At 64.4% G+C, this 16,344-nt stretch carries 16 protein-coding genes and 1 tRNA gene; 6 read left to right on the plus strand and 11 right to left on the minus strand.

Annotated features, from left to right (window positions below; all coding sequences use genetic code 11):
* Positions 1-2 precede the first annotated feature (2 nt).
* On the minus strand, positions 3-194 hold the full coding sequence (locus tag B5483_RS16225; RefSeq protein ID WP_054945657.1) for a hypothetical protein: 192 nt from the start codon (positions 192-194) through the stop codon (positions 3-5).
* Positions 195-334: 140 nt separating this feature from the next.
* Here B5483_RS16225 and B5483_RS16230 point away from each other — a divergent pair, with 140 nt between their 5' ends.
* Complete coding sequence (locus tag B5483_RS16230; protein ID WP_054945658.1) at positions 335-868, plus strand: J domain-containing protein; 534 nt, start codon at positions 335-337, stop codon at positions 866-868.
* 116 nt (positions 869-984) lie between these two features.
* Here the strand turns inward: B5483_RS16230 and B5483_RS16235 are convergent, their stop codons facing one another.
* From B5483_RS16235 to pdeM, 3 genes are all read right to left on the minus strand, one after another.
* Positions 985-2,400 (minus strand): SLC13 family permease, encoded by a 1,416-nt coding sequence (locus B5483_RS16235; protein WP_054945659.1) that lies wholly within the window; start codon positions 2,398-2,400, stop codon positions 985-987.
* A 276-nt stretch (positions 2,401-2,676) separates the two neighbouring features.
* Positions 2,677-3,198 carry a translation initiation factor IF-3 gene (gene infC, locus B5483_RS16240; RefSeq protein ID WP_054945660.1) on the minus strand — a complete coding sequence of 174 codons (522 nt, stop codon included), beginning with the start codon at positions 3,196-3,198 and terminating at the stop codon, positions 2,677-2,679.
* Positions 3,199-3,362: 164 nt separating this feature from the next.
* Positions 3,363-4,055, minus strand: coding sequence for a ligase-associated DNA damage response endonuclease PdeM (pdeM, locus tag B5483_RS16245; RefSeq protein ID WP_054945661.1), 693 nt, complete (start codon positions 4,053-4,055; stop codon positions 3,363-3,365).
* Between the two features lie 59 nt (positions 4,056-4,114).
* Between pdeM and hemF the strand changes: the two genes are divergently transcribed.
* Positions 4,115-4,981: an oxygen-dependent coproporphyrinogen oxidase gene (gene hemF / locus B5483_RS16250; protein WP_079731141.1), complete on the plus strand. Its 867-nt coding sequence runs from the start codon at positions 4,115-4,117 to the stop codon at positions 4,979-4,981.
* Between the two features lie 58 nt (positions 4,982-5,039).
* On the opposite strand, the gene B5483_RS16255 is transcribed toward hemF, so the two are convergent.
* Both B5483_RS16255 and B5483_RS16260 read right to left on the minus strand, forming a co-directional pair.
* Entirely contained in the window at positions 5,040-6,359 is a 1,320-nt protein-coding gene (locus B5483_RS16255; RefSeq protein WP_054945663.1) for an MFS transporter, read from the minus strand.
* Positions 6,359-7,606, minus strand: a complete 1,248-nt coding sequence (locus B5483_RS16260; protein ID WP_079731142.1) for an MFS transporter — start codon at positions 7,604-7,606, stop codon at positions 6,359-6,361. The genes B5483_RS16255 and B5483_RS16260 overlap by 1 nt, the downstream gene beginning before the upstream one ends.
* Before the next feature lie 325 nt (positions 7,607-7,931).
* On the opposite strand from B5483_RS16260, the gene B5483_RS16265 reads away from it, so the two are divergent.
* Entirely contained in the window at positions 7,932-8,405 is a 474-nt protein-coding gene (locus B5483_RS16265) for a MarR family winged helix-turn-helix transcriptional regulator (RefSeq protein ID WP_425435053.1), read from the plus strand.
* Between the two features lie 20 nt (positions 8,406-8,425).
* On the opposite strand, the gene B5483_RS16270 is transcribed toward B5483_RS16265, so the two are convergent.
* Positions 8,426-8,755 (minus strand): PilZ domain-containing protein, encoded by a 330-nt coding sequence (locus B5483_RS16270; protein WP_054945665.1) that lies wholly within the window; start codon positions 8,753-8,755, stop codon positions 8,426-8,428.
* A gap of 307 nt (positions 8,756-9,062) precedes the next feature.
* On the opposite strand from B5483_RS16270, the gene B5483_RS16275 reads away from it, so the two are divergent.
* The gene (locus tag B5483_RS16275) at positions 9,063-11,156 is read left to right on the plus strand and encodes a RelA/SpoT family protein (RefSeq protein ID WP_054945666.1); all 2,094 of its coding nucleotides are present in this window, start codon (positions 9,063-9,065) and stop codon (positions 11,154-11,156) included.
* Positions 11,157-11,198: 42 nt separating this feature from the next.
* Here B5483_RS16275 and B5483_RS16280 read toward each other — a convergent pair whose 3' ends face one another.
* Complete coding sequence (locus B5483_RS16280; protein WP_054945667.1) at positions 11,199-11,540, minus strand: DUF1905 domain-containing protein; 342 nt, start codon at positions 11,538-11,540, stop codon at positions 11,199-11,201.
* Entirely contained in the window at positions 11,537-12,463 is a 927-nt protein-coding gene (locus B5483_RS16285) for a peptidylprolyl isomerase (protein WP_079731143.1), read from the minus strand. The genes B5483_RS16280 and B5483_RS16285 overlap by 4 nt, the downstream gene beginning before the upstream one ends.
* 76 nt (positions 12,464-12,539) lie before the next feature.
* On the opposite strand from B5483_RS16285, the gene B5483_RS16290 reads away from it, so the two are divergent.
* Together B5483_RS16290 and B5483_RS16295 are read left to right on the plus strand one after the other, a co-directional pair.
* A tRNA-Ser gene (locus tag B5483_RS16290) sits at positions 12,540-12,630 on the plus strand.
* A 166-nt stretch (positions 12,631-12,796) separates the two neighbouring features.
* Positions 12,797-14,149, plus strand: coding sequence for a tyrosine-type recombinase/integrase (locus B5483_RS16295; RefSeq protein WP_079731194.1), 1,353 nt, complete (start codon positions 12,797-12,799; stop codon positions 14,147-14,149).
* Positions 14,150-14,205: 56 nt separating this feature from the next.
* On the opposite strand, the gene B5483_RS16300 is transcribed toward B5483_RS16295, so the two are convergent.
* Together B5483_RS16300 and chrA are read right to left on the minus strand one after the other, a co-directional pair.
* On the minus strand, positions 14,206-14,925 hold the full coding sequence (locus tag B5483_RS16300; RefSeq protein WP_079731144.1) for a superoxide dismutase: 720 nt from the start codon (positions 14,923-14,925) through the stop codon (positions 14,206-14,208).
* A 13-nt stretch (positions 14,926-14,938) separates the two neighbouring features.
* Positions 14,939-16,267 carry a chromate efflux transporter gene (gene chrA / locus B5483_RS16305; protein WP_079731145.1) on the minus strand — a complete coding sequence of 443 codons (1,329 nt, stop codon included), beginning with the start codon at positions 16,265-16,267 and terminating at the stop codon, positions 14,939-14,941.
* Positions 16,268-16,344 lie beyond the last annotated feature (77 nt).

Raw genomic sequence — 16,344 nt, forward strand, 5'->3', positions numbered from 1 at the left:
GCTTACTGACCAAACTTGAGAAGATCGCCCGGGCTGCCCAGCAGCTCGGGCGTTTTCACGCTGGCTCCGTAGCCCTGTCCGGTCATGAACCGGGGCGGTCCCAACGGCTCGCGCGCGACGTTTTCGCCGAACAGCACGTAGATCGCCATCATCAGGATGGAGAAGCATGCGGATAGGGCCAGGCGTTTGCTCATGGGCGCCCCACAATGCTAAGCCAGGTTAGTATAATTGCTTCGGGCTACTGCTGCAATGCAACGACGGCGGGAGCGTTAGGCGGTTTCCTGCGATTTACAAGACTTGCATCCATTTCGAGTCGCAGCGTATCGCTAAGTCAATGAGCCGCGTACGCAGATCCATGGACTGGGGATTCCCGCGCTGGCGCGGCTACGAGTCCGCGCGCGAAGCCGCGCAGGTCCGCCTGTGCGATCGCCATGGCTGCTCTGAACCGGGCGATTGCCCCGCGCCGAAAAGCCCCAGCAGCCCGGACCGCTGGTACTTCTGTCAGAAGCACGCGGCCGAGTACAATGCCGGCTGGGACTATTTCGCCGGCCTCACCAAGGAAGAGGCCGCGGCGCGTGAAAAGAAGGAGCGCCAGACCCACGAAGGCTACCAGGAATCGGCGCACTACGGCTGGGCCGGGTCGGGTGACGGCAGCCGCAGCGGCGATGAACTGCGCGCGCTCGAAGCCCTTGGCCTCGAACCCGATGCGGACTTCGACGCAGTGCGCAAGGCCTGGCGCACGAAAGCCAAGGAAGTGCATCCCGACGTCCGGCCGGGCGATGCCGAGGCTGCCAAGGCATTCCAGACCTACCAGCTTGCCTACGAAGTCCTGCGTGCCGCCGAAGAGCGGCGCGAATGGCACGGTTGATCGTGTCCCTACTGATTTGCGCGTAGAGTAAGCGTCAGCCCCGCCTGTGCGGGGATGACGAAAGGTGCGGAAGGGGCCTGAGGCGGCGGCGGGGGCACTCCCCTATGTCCGGCCCGCTATCTCCCGATCAGCAGCGAGACCAGCCAGACCACGCCGACGATCAGCGGTGCGCCCGCGATGTCGAGCAGCAGGCCCGACTTGATCATGCGCGGCAGTTCGATGCGCCCGGTTGCCCAGGCGATGGCGTTGGGTCCGGTGCCTGCGGGCAGCATGAAGCCCCAGCTTGCGGCGAGCGCTGCGGGCATGGCCAGCAGGATCGGATCGGCACCCAGCGCGACCGCGAGGCTGGCGACGACCGGCATGATGCCACTGGCCGTCGCGACGTTGCTGGCGAACTCGGTGATGACGATGACCATGGCGGTGATCGCAAGCGCGACGACGGGCAATGGGACGGCGGACAGCGGCAGGAGCGACCGGCCCAGCCAGTCGGCGAGCCCCGAGGCGCCCATGCCTTCGGCCAGCGCAAGGCCGCCGCCGAACATCATGATGACGCCCCAGGGCGCGCGATTGGCTTCATCCCAGTTGAGCAGGGGGCGTCCGGTTCCGTCCGGCACCACGAAGAGCAGCAGGCCGACGCCCACCGCGATCGTGCCGTCGGTCAGCGAACCCTTGGGCAGAAGCGGTGCGATCAACGGCGTCAGCATCCACAGCGCGAAGGCCACGGCGACGAGCGGGACGAGACGGCGTTCCGGCTCGGTCCACTTGTGATGGACGGCAATCGCCTCGCGCGCGGCGCGAACGTCGAAAGGATGCGTGGCGACCGCCTGCATGCGGGCAACGATGAAAGCAGCCAGTGGAATGCCCACCAGGACGAGGGGAATGCCGATAAGGCTCCACCGGGCAAAGCTGATGTGCAGGCCGATCATCGAATCGAGCAGGGCAACCGCGATGGCATTGGTCGGCGAGCCGACGATCGTGCCGAGGCCGCCGATCGATGCGGCAAAAGCGATGCCCATTGGCAGGGCGCCGGCCAGGCCCTGGCGTTCGTCGTCCGCGATGCCGCCGGCCTCGATCACGGCAAGGGCCATGGGCATCATGATCAGCGCCGTGGACGTATTGGAAATTGCCATCGACAGGATCGCCGCGGCCATCATGAAGGCGAACAGCAGGCGACCCGCGCCGCCCTTGGAACCCAGCCCGTCGAGCAGGGACAGAGCCAATCGCCGGTGCAGTCCGGTGCGCTCGATGGCAAGGGCGATGAAGGCGCCGCCCAGGATCAGGAACAGGGTGGGGGAATAGTAGCTGGAGGCCGTCTCGCCCGCCGTCATGACCCCGGCAAATGGCAGGACGAGGAAAGGGGCCAGCGCGGTCGCGGTCAGCGGCAGGGCCTCGGTCATCCACCAGCAGGCCATCAGGGCGACGAGGCCCGCGACGGTCCATGCCTGCGGCGGCATTCCTGCCGGTTCGGGCAGGATCAGCGTTGCCCCGAACAGCACCAGTCCCGCGATCAGTCCGATCCGCTTGGCATCCATGCCGATGTCATCCCCCCATTCCCGTTTGAGGGACTTAAGCCACAAATCTCAGGATGATGCGAGGGGGAGAAGCAGGTTGGCGTACTTCCTGGCCGTTAACCCGGCGCATTTGCTTCGGGTTATCACCGGAGCGCGTGGACCCCGGATCAAGTTCGGGATGGCGGCCTGTGGCAGGCAGTCGCGTGCCCAAGGACTGACGGCACACGCTTTTGCCAGCAAAGACAAAGGGCGCACCCGGCGGGTACGCCCTTTTTCTTTGGCAATGCCGGTCAGCGCTTACTTGGGCGCCAGCACCATCAGCATCTGGCGGCCTTCCATGCGCGGATAGGCTTCGATCTTCGCGATCTCTTCCACATCGGCCTGCACGCGGCGCAGCAGGTCCATGCCCAGCTGCTGGTGCGACAGTTCGCGGCCACGGAAGCGCAGGGTGACCTTCACCTTGTCGCCATCGCCGATGAAGCGCTGCACGTTGCGCATCTTCACGTCGTAGTCGTGATCGTCGATGTTCGGACGCATCTTGATCTCTTTGATCTCCTGCGTCTTCTGCGTCTTGCGCGCTGCATTGGCCTTTTTCTGGGCCTCGTAGCGATACTTGCCGACGTCGAGGAACTTGCACACCGGCGGGTCTGCGTTGGGCGAGACTTCTACCAGGTCAAGGCCGACTTCGGCCGCCTGCTCGATAGCCTCACGGGTGTACATGACGCCAATGTTCTCGCCGTTCTCGTCGATCACGCGGACCTTGTCGGCTTGGATGAAATTGTTGTAGCGCGGTCCGCTCTTGACCGGTGGCGTCATCATGCGCCGGGGTGGGGGTGCTATAAGCGTTCTCCTGAGTCGTCTTCGATTTACGTGCGAATGGGGCGCTCAATAGTGCGATTTGACCCGCCAAGCAAAGCGGGAATTCGCAAGATTAACATAGAGCCCCAGCCGCATGCACGGCTTATGCCCGCTTATATGGGCCTTCAGGCCGCCGCGCGCCAGAGGGGATATGCAATCAATCGCCCTGTGGCGGGCACCAGCGCATCGATCGCAGAGGCTGGTTGCATCGCCGCAAGGATCGCCGGATGGGCTGCGTCCATGCCGCCGGTGAGGGCGCCGAAAGCAGGCAAAATCAATCGGTTGTCGCTGCGCACCGCGCAAGGGCGGGCGATCCTGCGGCCCCGTGCGGACACGATCAGGCGCGGGTGATAGTGCCCGGACAGTTCGGGAAGGTGCGTCGCTCCCTGCGCCTTGTGGCGCAGCACCAGCCCGGCGATTTCGACTTCCGCAAGGCGGGTGCCCCCGGCTTCGGCGCCAAGCTCAGGATCGTGATTTCCCATGATCCACACCCAGTCGAGCGCGCGGGTAAGGGCATCGAGCATGCCCCGGGCATGGGGATCGAGCCGTCCGGTCCCTTCGCTGTCGTGAAAATTGTCGCCCAGCGCGAAGACGCGCCGGGCACCTGTCTGCCGCACCGCATGGGCGAGCCGCTCCAGCGTTTCGCGGCTGTCGTAGGGGGGCAGCATCTGCCCGCCCTGCGCGTAGTAGCTGGCTTTCTCGAGGTGGAGATCGGCGACCAGCAGGGCCTGTTCGCGCGGCCAGTAGATCGCGCTGCCCCGCGTTCCGGCAGCGCCGACGAGGTGCATTTCCTCGGACTGGAACGAAAAGGGAACCATGGCTTTTCCTTGCCGCAGGCGGCTCGATTTGGCAAGCGGCGCGCAAACAAGGATTAGGCATGACCGACTGGACCCCTTACACTCTGCGCGCCCGCACCTGGTTCGAGACCCTGCGTGACAGGATCTGCGCCGAATTCGAGGCGATCGAACGCGAGGCCGGCTCGTCGGCTGCCTTCGATTATACCCCGTGGAAGCGCTCGGCGGTCGAAGGCGGGGCCGAGGGCGAGACGGGCGGCGGCACGCGCGGCCTGATGAAGGGCAAGGTCTTCGAGAAGGTCGGCGTCAACGTTTCGACCGTGGTCGGCTCGCTGTCCAGGGACTTCGCCGCCTCGATCAACGGGGCCTCGGCCGAACAGAACGCCTTTTCCGCAACCGGCATCAGCCTTGTTGCGCACATGGCCAATCCGCATGTGCCCGCCGTGCACATGAATACCCGCTTCCTGACGACGACCAAGGCGTGGTTCGGCGGTGGCGCAGACCTCAATCCGCCGCTGCCCTACGACGAGGATACCGAGGAATTCCACGCGGAACTCAAGGCCGCCTGCGATGCCCACGGCGCCGACTATTACGAGCGCTACAAGGCCTGGGCGGACGAGTACTTCTTCATCCCCCACCGCAATGTCCACCGCGGTGTCGGCGGGATCTTCTACGACCACCTGGAGTGCGCGGACGAGGCTGCGTGGGAAGCGAACTTTGCCTACACCATGGCGGTTGGCGAAGCGTTCCTGGCCGTGTTTCCGCGCCTCGTGCGCCGTCGCATGGGCATGGACTTCACGCCCGCCGACAAGGCGCAGCAACTCGAATGGCGCGGCCGCTATGCCGAATTCAACCTCGTCTATGACCGCGGCACGCTGTTCGGCCTCAAGACCGGCGGCAATATCGACGCGATCCTGATGAGCCTGCCGCCCGAGGTGACCTGGAGCTAGGCTGTGGGGAAAGTGTGCGCCTGGAAGTTGAGCAGCTATCGGGAGGCGACAGGGGTCCTTAGATCGCTTCGACTTTCACGCCCCGCGAAGCGCCCTTGACCGGCGGGGCGTCGGACAGGGGCTGGCCGGCCGTTTCCTTCATGAAGTGTAGCGCGACTGCGCCCACCGCGCAGGCGGCCATCATGTAGTAGGCGGGCATCAGCGGGTCGCCGGTGGCCGAGATCAGTCCGCTGCCGATTGCCGGTGCCGTGCCGCCGAAGATCGAGGTTGCCACGTTGTAGGAGATCGCGAAGCCGGCAAAGCGCACCGCGGTCGGGAACAGGGCCGGGAAGGTCGCGGAAATCGTCGCCAGCTGGGGGACGTAGAGCAGGCCGAGGACCAGGAAGCCGATCACGGCCCCGGACAGGCCCGTGCCCATCAGCATGTAGAGCGGCACCACGCCGATGAAGAGACCGATCAGCGAGAACCACCAGAGCGGCTTGCGCCCGATCCTGTCGGACAGCGCTCCGGTGATCGGCAGCAGGACCATCATGAACAGCATGCCCAGGATCGGCACGACCAGCGCTTCGTCGGCGGTCAGGCCGAGGCGGCGCTGCAGGTAGGTGGGCATGTAGCTGAGCAGCGTGTAGTTCACGACGTTGAGCGCGATCACCATGCCGCCCATCACCAGCATCGGCCTCCAGTAATGGGCCATGAGATAGGGCAGGCCGTGCGAGACGCGCTCGGCCTTCTCGTGTTCCTCGCGAAAGACCGGCGTGTCCTCCATGTGCGAACGCAAGTAGACGCCCACGGCGCCGAGCGGTCCGGCGACCAGGAAGGGGATGCGCCAGCCCCAGTCGTGCATCGCCGCCTCACCCAGCAGCAGCGAGAAGCCCAGCATCAGCAGCGCGCCGAGCGAAAAGCCCGCCAGCGTGCCGAATTCGAGGAAGCTGCCGCAGAAGCCGCGCTTCTCGTCCGGTGCGTATTCGGCCATGAAGGTCGCCGCACCGCCGTACTCGCCGCCGGTGGAGAAGCCCTGGATCATGCGCAGCACGATCAGCAGCAGCGGCGCCCAGAACCCGGCGGTGGCATAGGATGGCAAGAGGCCGACGCAGAAGGTCGCCCCCGACATGACGACAATGGTGATCGCCAGCACCGACTTGCGGCCCAGCCGGTCTCCCAGCGGCCCCCAGAAGATTCCGCCCAGCGGACGCACCAGGAACGAGATGGCGAACGTCGCCAGCGCGAAAAGCACGGCTTCCTCGGTGTTGCCGGGGAACAGCGCTGCCGAAATATACGTGACGCCGTAGGAATAGATTCCGTAGTCGAACCATTCGGTGGCGTTGCCGATCGCCGAAGCGGCAATGGCGCGGCGCAGGGTTGCTGGGTCTGTCTGCATCAGGAATCTTCCGTGGCTGGAATGTCATCGGGGCCGAGCGGATCGAGCATGGCAGCAACCGGGGTGGTGCGCGGCAGGATCTGGTAGGCGTGCTGCGTTTCTGAAGGAACGGGCGGAGTGGCGGTCTGGCGCCACAGGCCGAAGGCAAGTGCGCCGCCGGCGCAAAGCGTGATGAACGCGAAGAGGCCGCTCTCGAAGGGCAGGGTCATCGCTGCCGAGCCGAGGATCGGGCCGAGCGCGGCGCCCGCCGAATAGAGCAGCACCAGTCCGCCGGTCGCGCCGACGCGTTCGTCGGCTTCGAGGCGGTCGTTGGTGTGCGCCACGCACAGCGGATAGAGCGCGAAGGTCAGGCCGCCGAACAGGGCGCCCAGGCCGAGGAGCTGGATGCCGTTGTGCTGGGTGACGGTCAGTCCGGCACAGACCAGTGTTGCCCCGGCGAATGTCAGGACGATCACGCGGCGGCGGTCATAGCGGTCGGATAACTGGCCGAGAGGCCATTGCAGCGCGACGCCGCCAAGGATCACCGCGGACATGAACATTGCAGTTGCGCCCATGTCGAGGCCGATGCGCCGCACGCTCACCGCGGCAAGGCCGTAGAACGCCCCCAGCATCATGCCGGTCAGGATCGAGCCGATCACGCCGAGCGGCGAGGTATCGTAGAGGCGGCGAAGCGAGAAGGGCGGGGCATCGCCGGTTTCCGGCGCGGCGATATGGGTCAGCAGGACCGGGATAGAGGCCAGGGAGACCAGCACCGAGGAGGCGAGGAACGGGATCGACGGGCGGGTATCGTCGAGGTTGAGCAGGTACTGTCCGGCGGCCTGCCCGAGGTAGAGGCAGATCATGTACCCGGCAAGGACGCTGCCGCGCGTCTGCGGTTCCACCCGTTCGTTGAGCCAGCTTTCGATGCAGACGTAGACGCCTGCGACGCAGAAGCCGTCGGCAAGGCGCAGGAGCGCCCAGAACAGCGGTTGCTGCCAGAAGGCGTAGGCCAGCGTGCTGGCGGAAAAGACCGAAACGAAGGCGGCGAAGGCGCGAATGTGGCCGACCCTGCGCACCAGCGGACCGGCGCGCAGGGCGCCGATCGCCAGCCCCGCGAAATAGGCGGTGGCAACGAGGCCGATCAGCAGGGTGCCTTCTCCGGCGCGTTCCAGCCGGATGCTGATCAGGGTGGACAGGAACCCGCTTCCGGCCATCAGGACGAAGATGGCGGCCAGCAGGCTGCGGACCGGAAGGATCGCGGTGAGCATGTGACGCTTCTCCAGCCTTGTCGTCAGGCCGCCACGCAGCGCTGCGGGCAGGCCGTCGAGGTTTGCGCTTGCGCCCGGAAGATCGCTTCGGTCGCCTGATTGGAAATAATTCGCCTCCTAAAGGAAAGTTTCCGGCGCTCGTGCGGGTGCGCCTGAGCGTGAGGGCAGGGTATTTGCGCATTATCGCTGATTTATCAACCCGAATGGGGCTGTTCAGTGGTGCGGTCAGTCAAAGGCGTCTAAAGATATACTTCGATTTACGAAGAGAAAATCCATTGTCGAGGCCGTCATCAGAAAGTAGGAATTGGCCGTGGACACCGATTTCATGAATCCAACCCTGCGTGCGCTCCGGCGCCTTCAGCGCGCCACGGAACGCGGCGGCAGGCAGCTCGCCGCCGCGACCGGCCTGACGACATCGCAATTGCTCGTCCTTCAGGAGATCGAGCGGCGCGGCGAAGCCATTCCCAGCGCGGTCGCCAGTGCCCTCCAGTTCAGCCAGGCAACGATCACGACGCTGGTCGACCGTCTCGTCGTGCTGGGGTTGGTGACCCGCCAGCGCAGCGATCGCGACAAGCGTCAGGTGCTCCTGCGGATCACCGAGGATGGCCGTCTTGTCATGTCACGCGCGCCGGACATGCTGCAGGAACGCTTCCGCGACCGTTATTCGCAGTTGCCGGCCTGGGAGCAGGCGATGATCCTCGCCGGGCTGGAGCGGCTCTGCCATCTGCTGGATGCATCGGACATCGATGCCGCGCCCTTGCTGGACGTGGGGCCGATCGATCGCAAGTTGCAGGGCTGAAGCCCCCTGTCCGGGCGTACCTAGTGCGGCTCTCCGGACAGGCCCAGCATGGCCATGTCCAGCGGATCGGCCAGCAGGACGCCGAAGTCGTCACCCTCGGCCCAGCGCACTTGCGCGCGCAAGACATGACTGCCGCGCAGCCTGAGGTGCACGACCTCGCCGCAGCGGGGCGTCATCGCATGGGAAACAAGGCCCATGCCGTGTTCGGAGATATTGCGCACGAACACGTCCTGATCGGGCAGGCCGGCACAATCCATGCTGGCGCCGATCAGTGTGCGCAGGCGCGGTTCACGTTCTACTTTCGAGCGAGGCGCAAATTCCGCGCCGTGCAGGGGGGTATGCATGCTCATCGAAATCGCCTCCCGGTGGGCCGAGGTACGCTATCGAGGATTGTGCGGAAGCGAAGTTGCCGAGATCTTAACGCGCGACCCGTGGGAAGCCGCATGTCATCGATTGAATTGCGCCATTTCCGAAATTGTCGGTGCCGGGCATTGCATCGCGGAAAATCAGGGCCTGACAGGAGAGCCCGATCTGCACCGGCGCGTCGGACACTCGCCTGTTTGCCATGGTTTACCCGCAGTTATCACTTGCAAAGATTGCATCAAGTTAACGAGGCACTTGCCGCAGCACACAAAATCCTGACAAGGATCCTCCGGCATGTTGCGTCAGTATGAACTCGTTGAACGCGTAAAGGAATACGCACCGGAGGCCGACGAGGCCCTGCTCAATCGCGCCTATGTCTATACCGTGCAGAAACACGGTACGCAGAAGCGGGCAAGCGGCGATCCCTATTTCAGCCACCCGGTCGAGGTTGCAGGCCTGATGACCGAGCTCAAGCTCGACCAGCAGGCGATCATCACCGCGCTCCTGCACGACACGGTCGAGGACACGCTGGCCACGATCGACGAGATCGAAAAGCTGTTCGGGGCCGACATCGCCCGGCTGGTCGACGGCGTCACCAAGCTCTCCAAGATCGAGGTGATGACCGAGAACGAGCGCGCGGCGGAGAACCTGCGCAAGTTCCTGCTGGCGATGAGCGAAGACCTGCGCGTCCTGCTCGTCAAGCTGGCCGACCGGCTGCACAACATGCGCACGCTCCACTTCATCAAGAACCCGGACAAGCGCAAGCGCATCGCCCGCGAGACGATGGACATCTATGCCCCGCTCGCCGAGCGCGTGGGCATGTACGAGTACATGCGCGAGATGCAGCTGCTGGCGTTCGAGCAGCTCGAGCCCGAGGGCTATGCCACGATCACAGGCCGCCTCGCGCAGATCCGCAGCCAGGAGGGTGGGCAGGTCGATGCCATCGCCCTGGCCATCAAGCAGGCGCTCGCCGAGGCGGACATCCAGGTCGAAGTGACCGGCCGCGAAAAGCATCCCTACTCGATCTGGCGCAAGATGGCCGAACGCCACGTCACTTTCGAGCAGATCACCGACATCATGGCTTTCCGCGTCCTGACCGAGACGCCGGACGACTGCTACCGCGCGCTCGGCGTGCTGCACCAGCACTGGCAGATGATCCCGGGCCGCTTCAAGGACTACATCTCGACGCCCAAGTCGAACGGTTATCAGTCGCTGCACACCGCGCTGATCTATGAAAACTCGATGCGCATGGAAGTGCAGATCCGCACCCGCGAGATGCACCGCCTCAACGAGTTCGGCCTTGCCGCGCACTGGGCCTACAAGCAGGGTGGCACGCGGCCGGACGGGCAGGTCGGCTGGTTGCGCGACCTGATCGAGATCGTCGATGCCAGCCACGATGCCGAAGAACTGCTCGAGCATACGAAGCTGGCGATCTACCAGGATCGCATCTTCGCCTTCACCCCGAAAGGACGGCTTCACCAGCTGCCCAAGGGATCGACCGCGGTCGACTTCGCCTATGCCGTCCACACCGATCTCGGCAATGCCGCGGTCGGTGCCAAGATCAATGGCCGCCACGTGCCGCTGCGCACCCAGCTGGCCAATGGCGACGTGGTCGAAGTGATCAAGAGCACGTCTTCCGAACCGCAGCTGTCCTGGCTGGGCTTCGTCGTTACCGGCAAGGCCCGGGCCGCGATCCGCCGTGCGGTGCGCGCCAAGGAACACCAGGAAATCGCCACGATCGGCTCCAAGCTGTTCGATGCGATCGCCGGGCAGTTGCCCACGCGCATCGGCAAGAAGGCAATCGAGGCGGCGGTGCGCCGGCTGGAGCTGCGCGACGAGGAAGACCTGATGTTCGCGATCGGCTCGGCGCGCCTGTCCGACCGCGAGGTGATGGAAGCGCTCGTCCCCGGCAGTACCGCCGAACTCCCCGACGATTCGGAATGGTCCCGCAGCGAGGTCTCCATTTCGATCAAGGGCCTGACGCCGGGCATGGGCTTCGAACTGGCCGATTGCTGTCACCCGGTTCCTGGCGACCGTATCGTCGGCCTGCGCCGTCCCGACCATAAGGTCGAAGTCCACACCATCGACTGCCTCACGCTCGCCAATGGCGTGGATGCGGACTGGCTCGACCTCTCGTGGGGATCGCGAACTACCGGTGCGGTCGGTCGCCTGCGGCTCGTGCTTTACAACCGGCCGGGCACACTGGCCGATGTGACCCAGACGTTCGCGACCAACCGCGCCAACGTCGTCAATATCCAGATGATCCACCGCGACGAGCCATTCGGCACCTACGAGGTCGATCTCGAAGTGGCCGACCTTGCGCACCTGACCCGCATCATCGGCACCCTGCGCGCCAGTCAGGCAGTCGCCGAAGCCGAGCGCATCTAGAGCCGTCGTGGGCAGGGGCAGCGTGACGCGCTGCACCTGCGCCTAGTACTCCAGCATCACCTCGACGCTGTCGCCTTCGGCAAGGCCCTCTGCCTTGCGCACGGCTGCCTTGATCGGCAGCAGCCAGCCGCCGTCGCTCTTCGACGGGAAGACCGAGGTCGCAAACTCGCTCGCCCCGATACGGGCCTTGACCTTGAGCGAGCCGAACCCGCGCGCCGTGCCTTCCAGCTTGCGCATGACCGCCGTGCCCGAGAGTGCGTCGCCGGCCTCGCCGTCGATCGTCAGGAAATGCCAGGTGCCGGCGCCCGATGCACCGGTCCAGCGCCATAGTTGCGCGACATGCGTCAGGGTTTCGACGAGCGGGACGGTGTTGCGCTCCTTCACTGCGCTGCGCGCCTGACCGGCACGGGCACATTGCACACGTCCACGCCGCCGGCGGGGTGGATGTAGAAGGCGTCCCGGCGATTGGCGCGCTTGTCGAGATAGGCGGCGAAGCTGGCGCTGGTGGTGGAAAGGTACTCGTAGCGCGCAAGGTCGGTGACGGCTTCGCCCGTGCGCGCGGAGACGATGGGCGTGCGCTCCTGCGGCGTGGCATAGAAGCCCATGGGGCCGGTGCCGCGGGGCAGGGCGGATAGGTATTCCATCCCCTCGATCACCCGGCCGACAACGGCGATGTTGCGGTCCAGCTGGCGCGGGGCCTGTCCGATGACGGCGTAGAGTTCGCCGCCCGTGCCGGTATCGGGCGACAGATTGCGCCCGACCCCGACGGAGCCGTAGCAGTGCACCGGCCATACGCTCGAGCCGTCGCTCGCCACCGGCCAGCCGCGGTCGAAGCCGGCTCCGCTGGCATAGGCATCGGCGAGCAGCCTCGTGCCTTTGCCGATGTCTGTGGCGGCGGCTGGCACGGCATAGTCGCCCTCGGTCATGATTCGCAGCCCCTCGGGCAGGGGCTTGGCTTTCTGCCGGTTCTCCCCATCCGGATCGCCCCATTGCACGACGTAGTTGTCCTGGGTGCGCACTATGGCGAGGCCGTCGTACCAGTGCTGCGCTGCAAGCGTCCGGATATTGCTCACCCATCCTTGCGCATAAGTCGCCCCGACAAGCTGGATCACGACGCGCCTGGCGATACCTGACGAACCGGGCGCAAGGTCCATGACCAGCAGATCGCGCGGGGCGATCGCGATCCAATCCGCCGCGGGCGCGGCATCGACGATGCCATTGGGCGTGGCCGGAACTTCGGCATCTCGGCCGAATGCGGAAGCGGGCAGGATGAGGGCCGCGATGCCGGCCAGCAAGTATTTGCGCATGAAGTGCCTAATGCCATCACCTGACGTCTTGCGAAACCCGTGAACCCACGCTAGGGCGCCCGCTCACCAGCGATGCGGAGCGGTGGCCGAGTGGTCGAAGGCGCACGCCTGGAAAGTGTGTATACGGTAACCCCGTATCGAGGGTTCGAATCCCTCCCGCTCCGCCAGGACCCCCTCCACAGGGGTCCGCAAAAGTCCATCTGGATTGATATTTTTCTCTGAAATCTGACGCTTAGTAAGCTTATGCGGCCACAGTCGTCCGCACGCCTCCACTCATGGCGTGGTTCTGATTCGTGGTCCCGGCACTGGAAAAACGTGGTCTCGGAGATAACGATGTTGAGTGACGCGAAAATCCGCGCGGCCAAGCCGCGGGACAAGGCCTACAAGCTGACCGATAGCCACCGGCTTTACCTGCTGGTGAAGCCCAATGGCTCAAAGCTCTGGAAATGGAATTACGTCTACGACGGCAAGCAGAAGACGATGGCCTTTGGTATCTACCCTATGGTCAGCCTGGTGAACGCCCGCGCCAAGCGCGACGATGCCCGCGCACTGTTGGACGAAGGGAAAGACCCATCGGTCGTAAAGAAACTGCGGATCGAAGCCAATCTGGAGGCCGCACGCAACACCTTCGAGCGCATCGCCCGCGAATGGCATGAGAATGCGAAGAGCCAGTGGGCCAGGATTCACGCCGACGACATATTGCGCAGCCTTGAACGAGATGTGTTCCCCGCCATCGGCAGCTTGCCGATTTCGGAATTGACCCCGCCCAAGATTCTGGAAGTGTTGAAGCCAGTGGAGGATCGCGGCGCGATCGAGACAGCCAAACGGTTGCGGCAGCGCATATCGGCCGTTTTCATTCACGCCATCGCGAAGGGCATCGCAGAGAAGGATCCGGCCGAGAAGCTCGGCGCTGTGCTCAAGCCTCTTCGCAAGGGGCGGCAGCCGGCGATCACCGATCTTGGCCGGCTGCGGCAGATGATCGACGATGCCGAACAGGACTATGCCCGTCCCATCACCCGGCTTGCGTTGCGATTGCTCGCCCTGACGGCGGTTCGGCCAAGCGAGCTTCGCGGTGCATATTGGGAAGAGTTCGAAGACCTCAACGGTGAAGAGCCTCTGTGGCGAATTCCCGCTACTCGCATGAAGGGAGACCTGGACCGCAAGAGCGAAATCGGGGGCGAGCATCTTGTTCCACTGGCCCCGCAAGCCATAGATGTTCTGCGCGCGCTATGGCCATTGACCGGGAGCGGATCATTGGTCTTTCCGAGCAACCGTCATGGCCACCGCCCCATGAGCGAAAATGCCATCGGCTATTTGCTCAATCGCGCGGGCTATCATGGGCATCATGTTCCCCATGGCTTCCGAGCGGCATTCTCGACGATCATGAACGAATGGGCCGAACGCCACGGGAAGAAGCATGACCGGAAGGTCATCGACCTGATGCTGGCGCACATCCCGAAGGAAAAGGTCGAAGGGGCGTACAACCGGGCCGCTTATCTGGATCGGCGCCGGGAACTGGCGGAGATTTGGGCGAGTCTGTTGACCGAAACCCTGCCTTCACCGGTCGCTTTGATCCAGAGGCCAACGAAGGCAACAGGCCAGTTCTCGCGGCGGCGTATTCCGACTGAAGCACCGACCGGCTTTCAATTCCCACAATTGGATCGGCATATATCTCCATCTCGTTGAACACCATGAGCACGAGCATGGCTGACGTGTGAAACGGGAAGGCACGGCGAGGATGCTCACGCTTTCGCTGCGCTGTACCGCCCGTCGATTACCTCCCAGTCCAGATTGCGCATGAAGGCATCGACATACTTGGCCGCAGCCGCACCGTAGTCCATGTGAAAGCTGTGCTCGTACATATCGAGCACGATAAGCGGCGTGCCTGTCACCGGGCTATTGGTGTGGTCCCAGCACCAGTAATTGTGGAGTGAGGCGGTGTGATGGTTCCAGGCGAGAATGCACCAGCCTGAGCCACCCGCGAGCGACATCGCCGTGCGGCGAAACTCGGCATCCCACGCTTCCAGCGAACCGTGCGAGGCAATGAGCGCGTCTTTGACGCCGCCCGCTGCTAGGCCGTCGCCGCCGAGCCCGTCGAAATAGAGTTCGTGGAGCACCACCGAACCGGTGCGATGCAGTTCCTCGCGTTTGAGATCGCCATAGGCCACGGCGGGATAGTCCTTGTCGGCCATGGCCGCCGCCAGCCGGCCTTCAATCATGTTGAGCGCGCGCACCGAACCCTGATAGTTGTTCTCCCAGTGTGAGCGAATGAGGCGCTCCGACAGGCCATCGAGCTTCGCCGGATCGAAACGGAGCTGTTTTGGCGCGTGCTTGCCGGCGAAGGCAGGCGATGCGGCACCAGACACTTGCTGGCTTTGCGCGGAAGCCGTTGGCGCCAGAGCAAGCCCTGCGGCGCCAGCCGCGAAGCTGCCGAGCGCGGACCGGCGTGAAAGATCGGTCATGAGTACTCTCCCTTCATGCGACGAAGCCCAGCATCAGTCCGCCCATGGCAGACAAACCGAGCACCTTGATGACATTCCATTTGAACCGGAAAATGAGGATGGTGGAAAGGATGGCCAGGATCGCGGCACGCCAGTCAACGCTCGACCAGTCCGGATTGTAAATGCGGAGCGGACCGGCATGGAGTTCGCCAATGCGTGCGAACAGCACATGGATCAGGAACCATAAGGTCAGGTTCGCGATCACGCCGACGACGGCGGCCGTCAGGGCGGCAAGCCCCCCCTTGAGCCGCCGGGCGTGTTCCATCCGCTCGATCCACGGCGCGAAGGTGAAGATCCACAGAAAGCAGGGCGCAAATGTAACCCAGGTCGTCAGCGCTGCCCCCAGCAATCCGGCCACCAGCGGTGTGAAGGGCTCCGGAGCGCGAAAGGCGGCGAGATAACCGACAAATTGCGTCACCATGATAAGCGGGCCGGGCGTGGTCTCGGCTAGGCCCAGACCATCCGCCATTTCGCCAGCGGAAAGCCAGCCGTGCCCTTGCACCGCCTGCTGAGCCATGTAGGCCAACACCGCGTAGGCGCCGCCGAAAGTGACGACCGCCAGTTGCGAGAAGAAGCTGCCGATCTTCCACAGGACATGGCCCTGACCTAGCGTGAGCAGGACAAGCGCCATGGGAGCGGCCCAGATCGTGCCCCAGATCAGTATCGCGGTGATCGATTGCCGCCATGGGCGCCTGGCGGGCGGAGCTTCCCCTTCTGACGGCTTGATCGCAAGCCACGCTGGTTGCACATGCGCGACCATCATGCCGATCGCACCGGCACCCAGAACGACCAGCGGAAACGGCAAGTTGAAGAAGAACAGGGCGGCAAAGGCCGAGACCGCCAGCGCCTTCTTGAAACCGGTGTTCAATGCCCGCCCTGCGATACGCAGCAACGCTTGAACGACGATCGCCAGCACGGCGGCCTTGATGCCCAGAAACAGAGCGGCGAACCATTCGAGGCGCGCCGCGAAGGCATAAAGGATCGACAGCGCGAGAATGACGATCGCGCCGGGAACGACGAAGAGCAGGCCGGCCGCCAGTCCACCGCGCCATCCGTACAGCTTCCAGCCGATCCATGTGGCGAGTTGCTGCGCTTCCGGTCCGGGCAGCAGGTGGCAGAAATTGAGCGCGTGGAGATATTGCTCCTCGCTCACCCATTTGCGCTCATCGACCAGTTCGCGGTGCATCAAGGCGATCTGCCCAGCCGGACCGCCGAAACTCAGACAGCCGATGCGCGCGAATACTCGCACCAGCTCAGAATACGATGGAGAAATGACGCCAAGCTTGTCCACCATACGATCCATATGCCTTTGTCCGGAAAACCGGACGCAAAGGCAACGCTTGGGCGAACCGCCTGACCGGGAGGTTGCTTTGTCCCGAT

The sequence above is a fragment of the Novosphingobium mathurense genome (assembly GCF_900168325.1).
Classification (GTDB): Bacteria; Pseudomonadota; Alphaproteobacteria; order Sphingomonadales; family Sphingomonadaceae; genus Novosphingobium; species Novosphingobium mathurense.

Excerpts from the sequence above, each read along its gene's own strand:
- B5483_RS16225 (WP_054945657.1), bottom strand. The coding sequence starts at position 194 with ATGAGCAAACGCCTGGCCCTATCCGCATGCTTCTCCATCCTGATGATG.
- B5483_RS16230 (WP_054945658.1), top strand. The coding sequence starts at position 335 with ATGAGCCGCGTACGCAGATCCATGGACTGGGGATTCCCGCGCTGGCGC.
- B5483_RS16235 (WP_054945659.1), bottom strand. The coding sequence starts at position 2,400 with ATGGATGCCAAGCGGATCGGACTGATCGCGGGACTGGTGCTGTTCGGG.
- infC (WP_054945660.1), bottom strand. The coding sequence starts at position 3,198 with ATGATGACGCCACCGGTCAAGAGCGGACCGCGCTACAACAATTTCATC.
- pdeM (WP_054945661.1), bottom strand. The coding sequence starts at position 4,055 with ATGGTTCCCTTTTCGTTCCAGTCCGAGGAAATGCACCTCGTCGGCGCT.
- hemF (WP_079731141.1), top strand. The coding sequence starts at position 4,115 with ATGACCGACTGGACCCCTTACACTCTGCGCGCCCGCACCTGGTTCGAG.
- B5483_RS16255 (WP_054945663.1), bottom strand. The coding sequence starts at position 6,359 with ATGCAGACAGACCCAGCAACCCTGCGCCGCGCCATTGCCGCTTCGGCG.
- B5483_RS16260 (WP_079731142.1), bottom strand. The coding sequence starts at position 7,606 with ATGCTCACCGCGATCCTTCCGGTCCGCAGCCTGCTGGCCGCCATCTTC.
- B5483_RS16265 (WP_425435053.1), top strand. The coding sequence starts at position 7,932 with ATGAATCCAACCCTGCGTGCGCTCCGGCGCCTTCAGCGCGCCACGGAA.
- B5483_RS16270 (WP_054945665.1), bottom strand. The coding sequence starts at position 8,755 with ATGAGCATGCATACCCCCCTGCACGGCGCGGAATTTGCGCCTCGCTCG.
- B5483_RS16275 (WP_054945666.1), top strand. The coding sequence starts at position 9,063 with ATGTTGCGTCAGTATGAACTCGTTGAACGCGTAAAGGAATACGCACCG.
- B5483_RS16285 (WP_079731143.1), bottom strand. The coding sequence starts at position 12,463 with ATGCGCAAATACTTGCTGGCCGGCATCGCGGCCCTCATCCTGCCCGCT.
- B5483_RS16295 (WP_079731194.1), top strand. The coding sequence starts at position 12,797 with ATGTTGAGTGACGCGAAAATCCGCGCGGCCAAGCCGCGGGACAAGGCC.
- B5483_RS16300 (WP_079731144.1), bottom strand. The coding sequence starts at position 14,925 with ATGACCGATCTTTCACGCCGGTCCGCGCTCGGCAGCTTCGCGGCTGGC.
- chrA (WP_079731145.1), bottom strand. The coding sequence starts at position 16,267 with ATGGATCGTATGGTGGACAAGCTTGGCGTCATTTCTCCATCGTATTCT.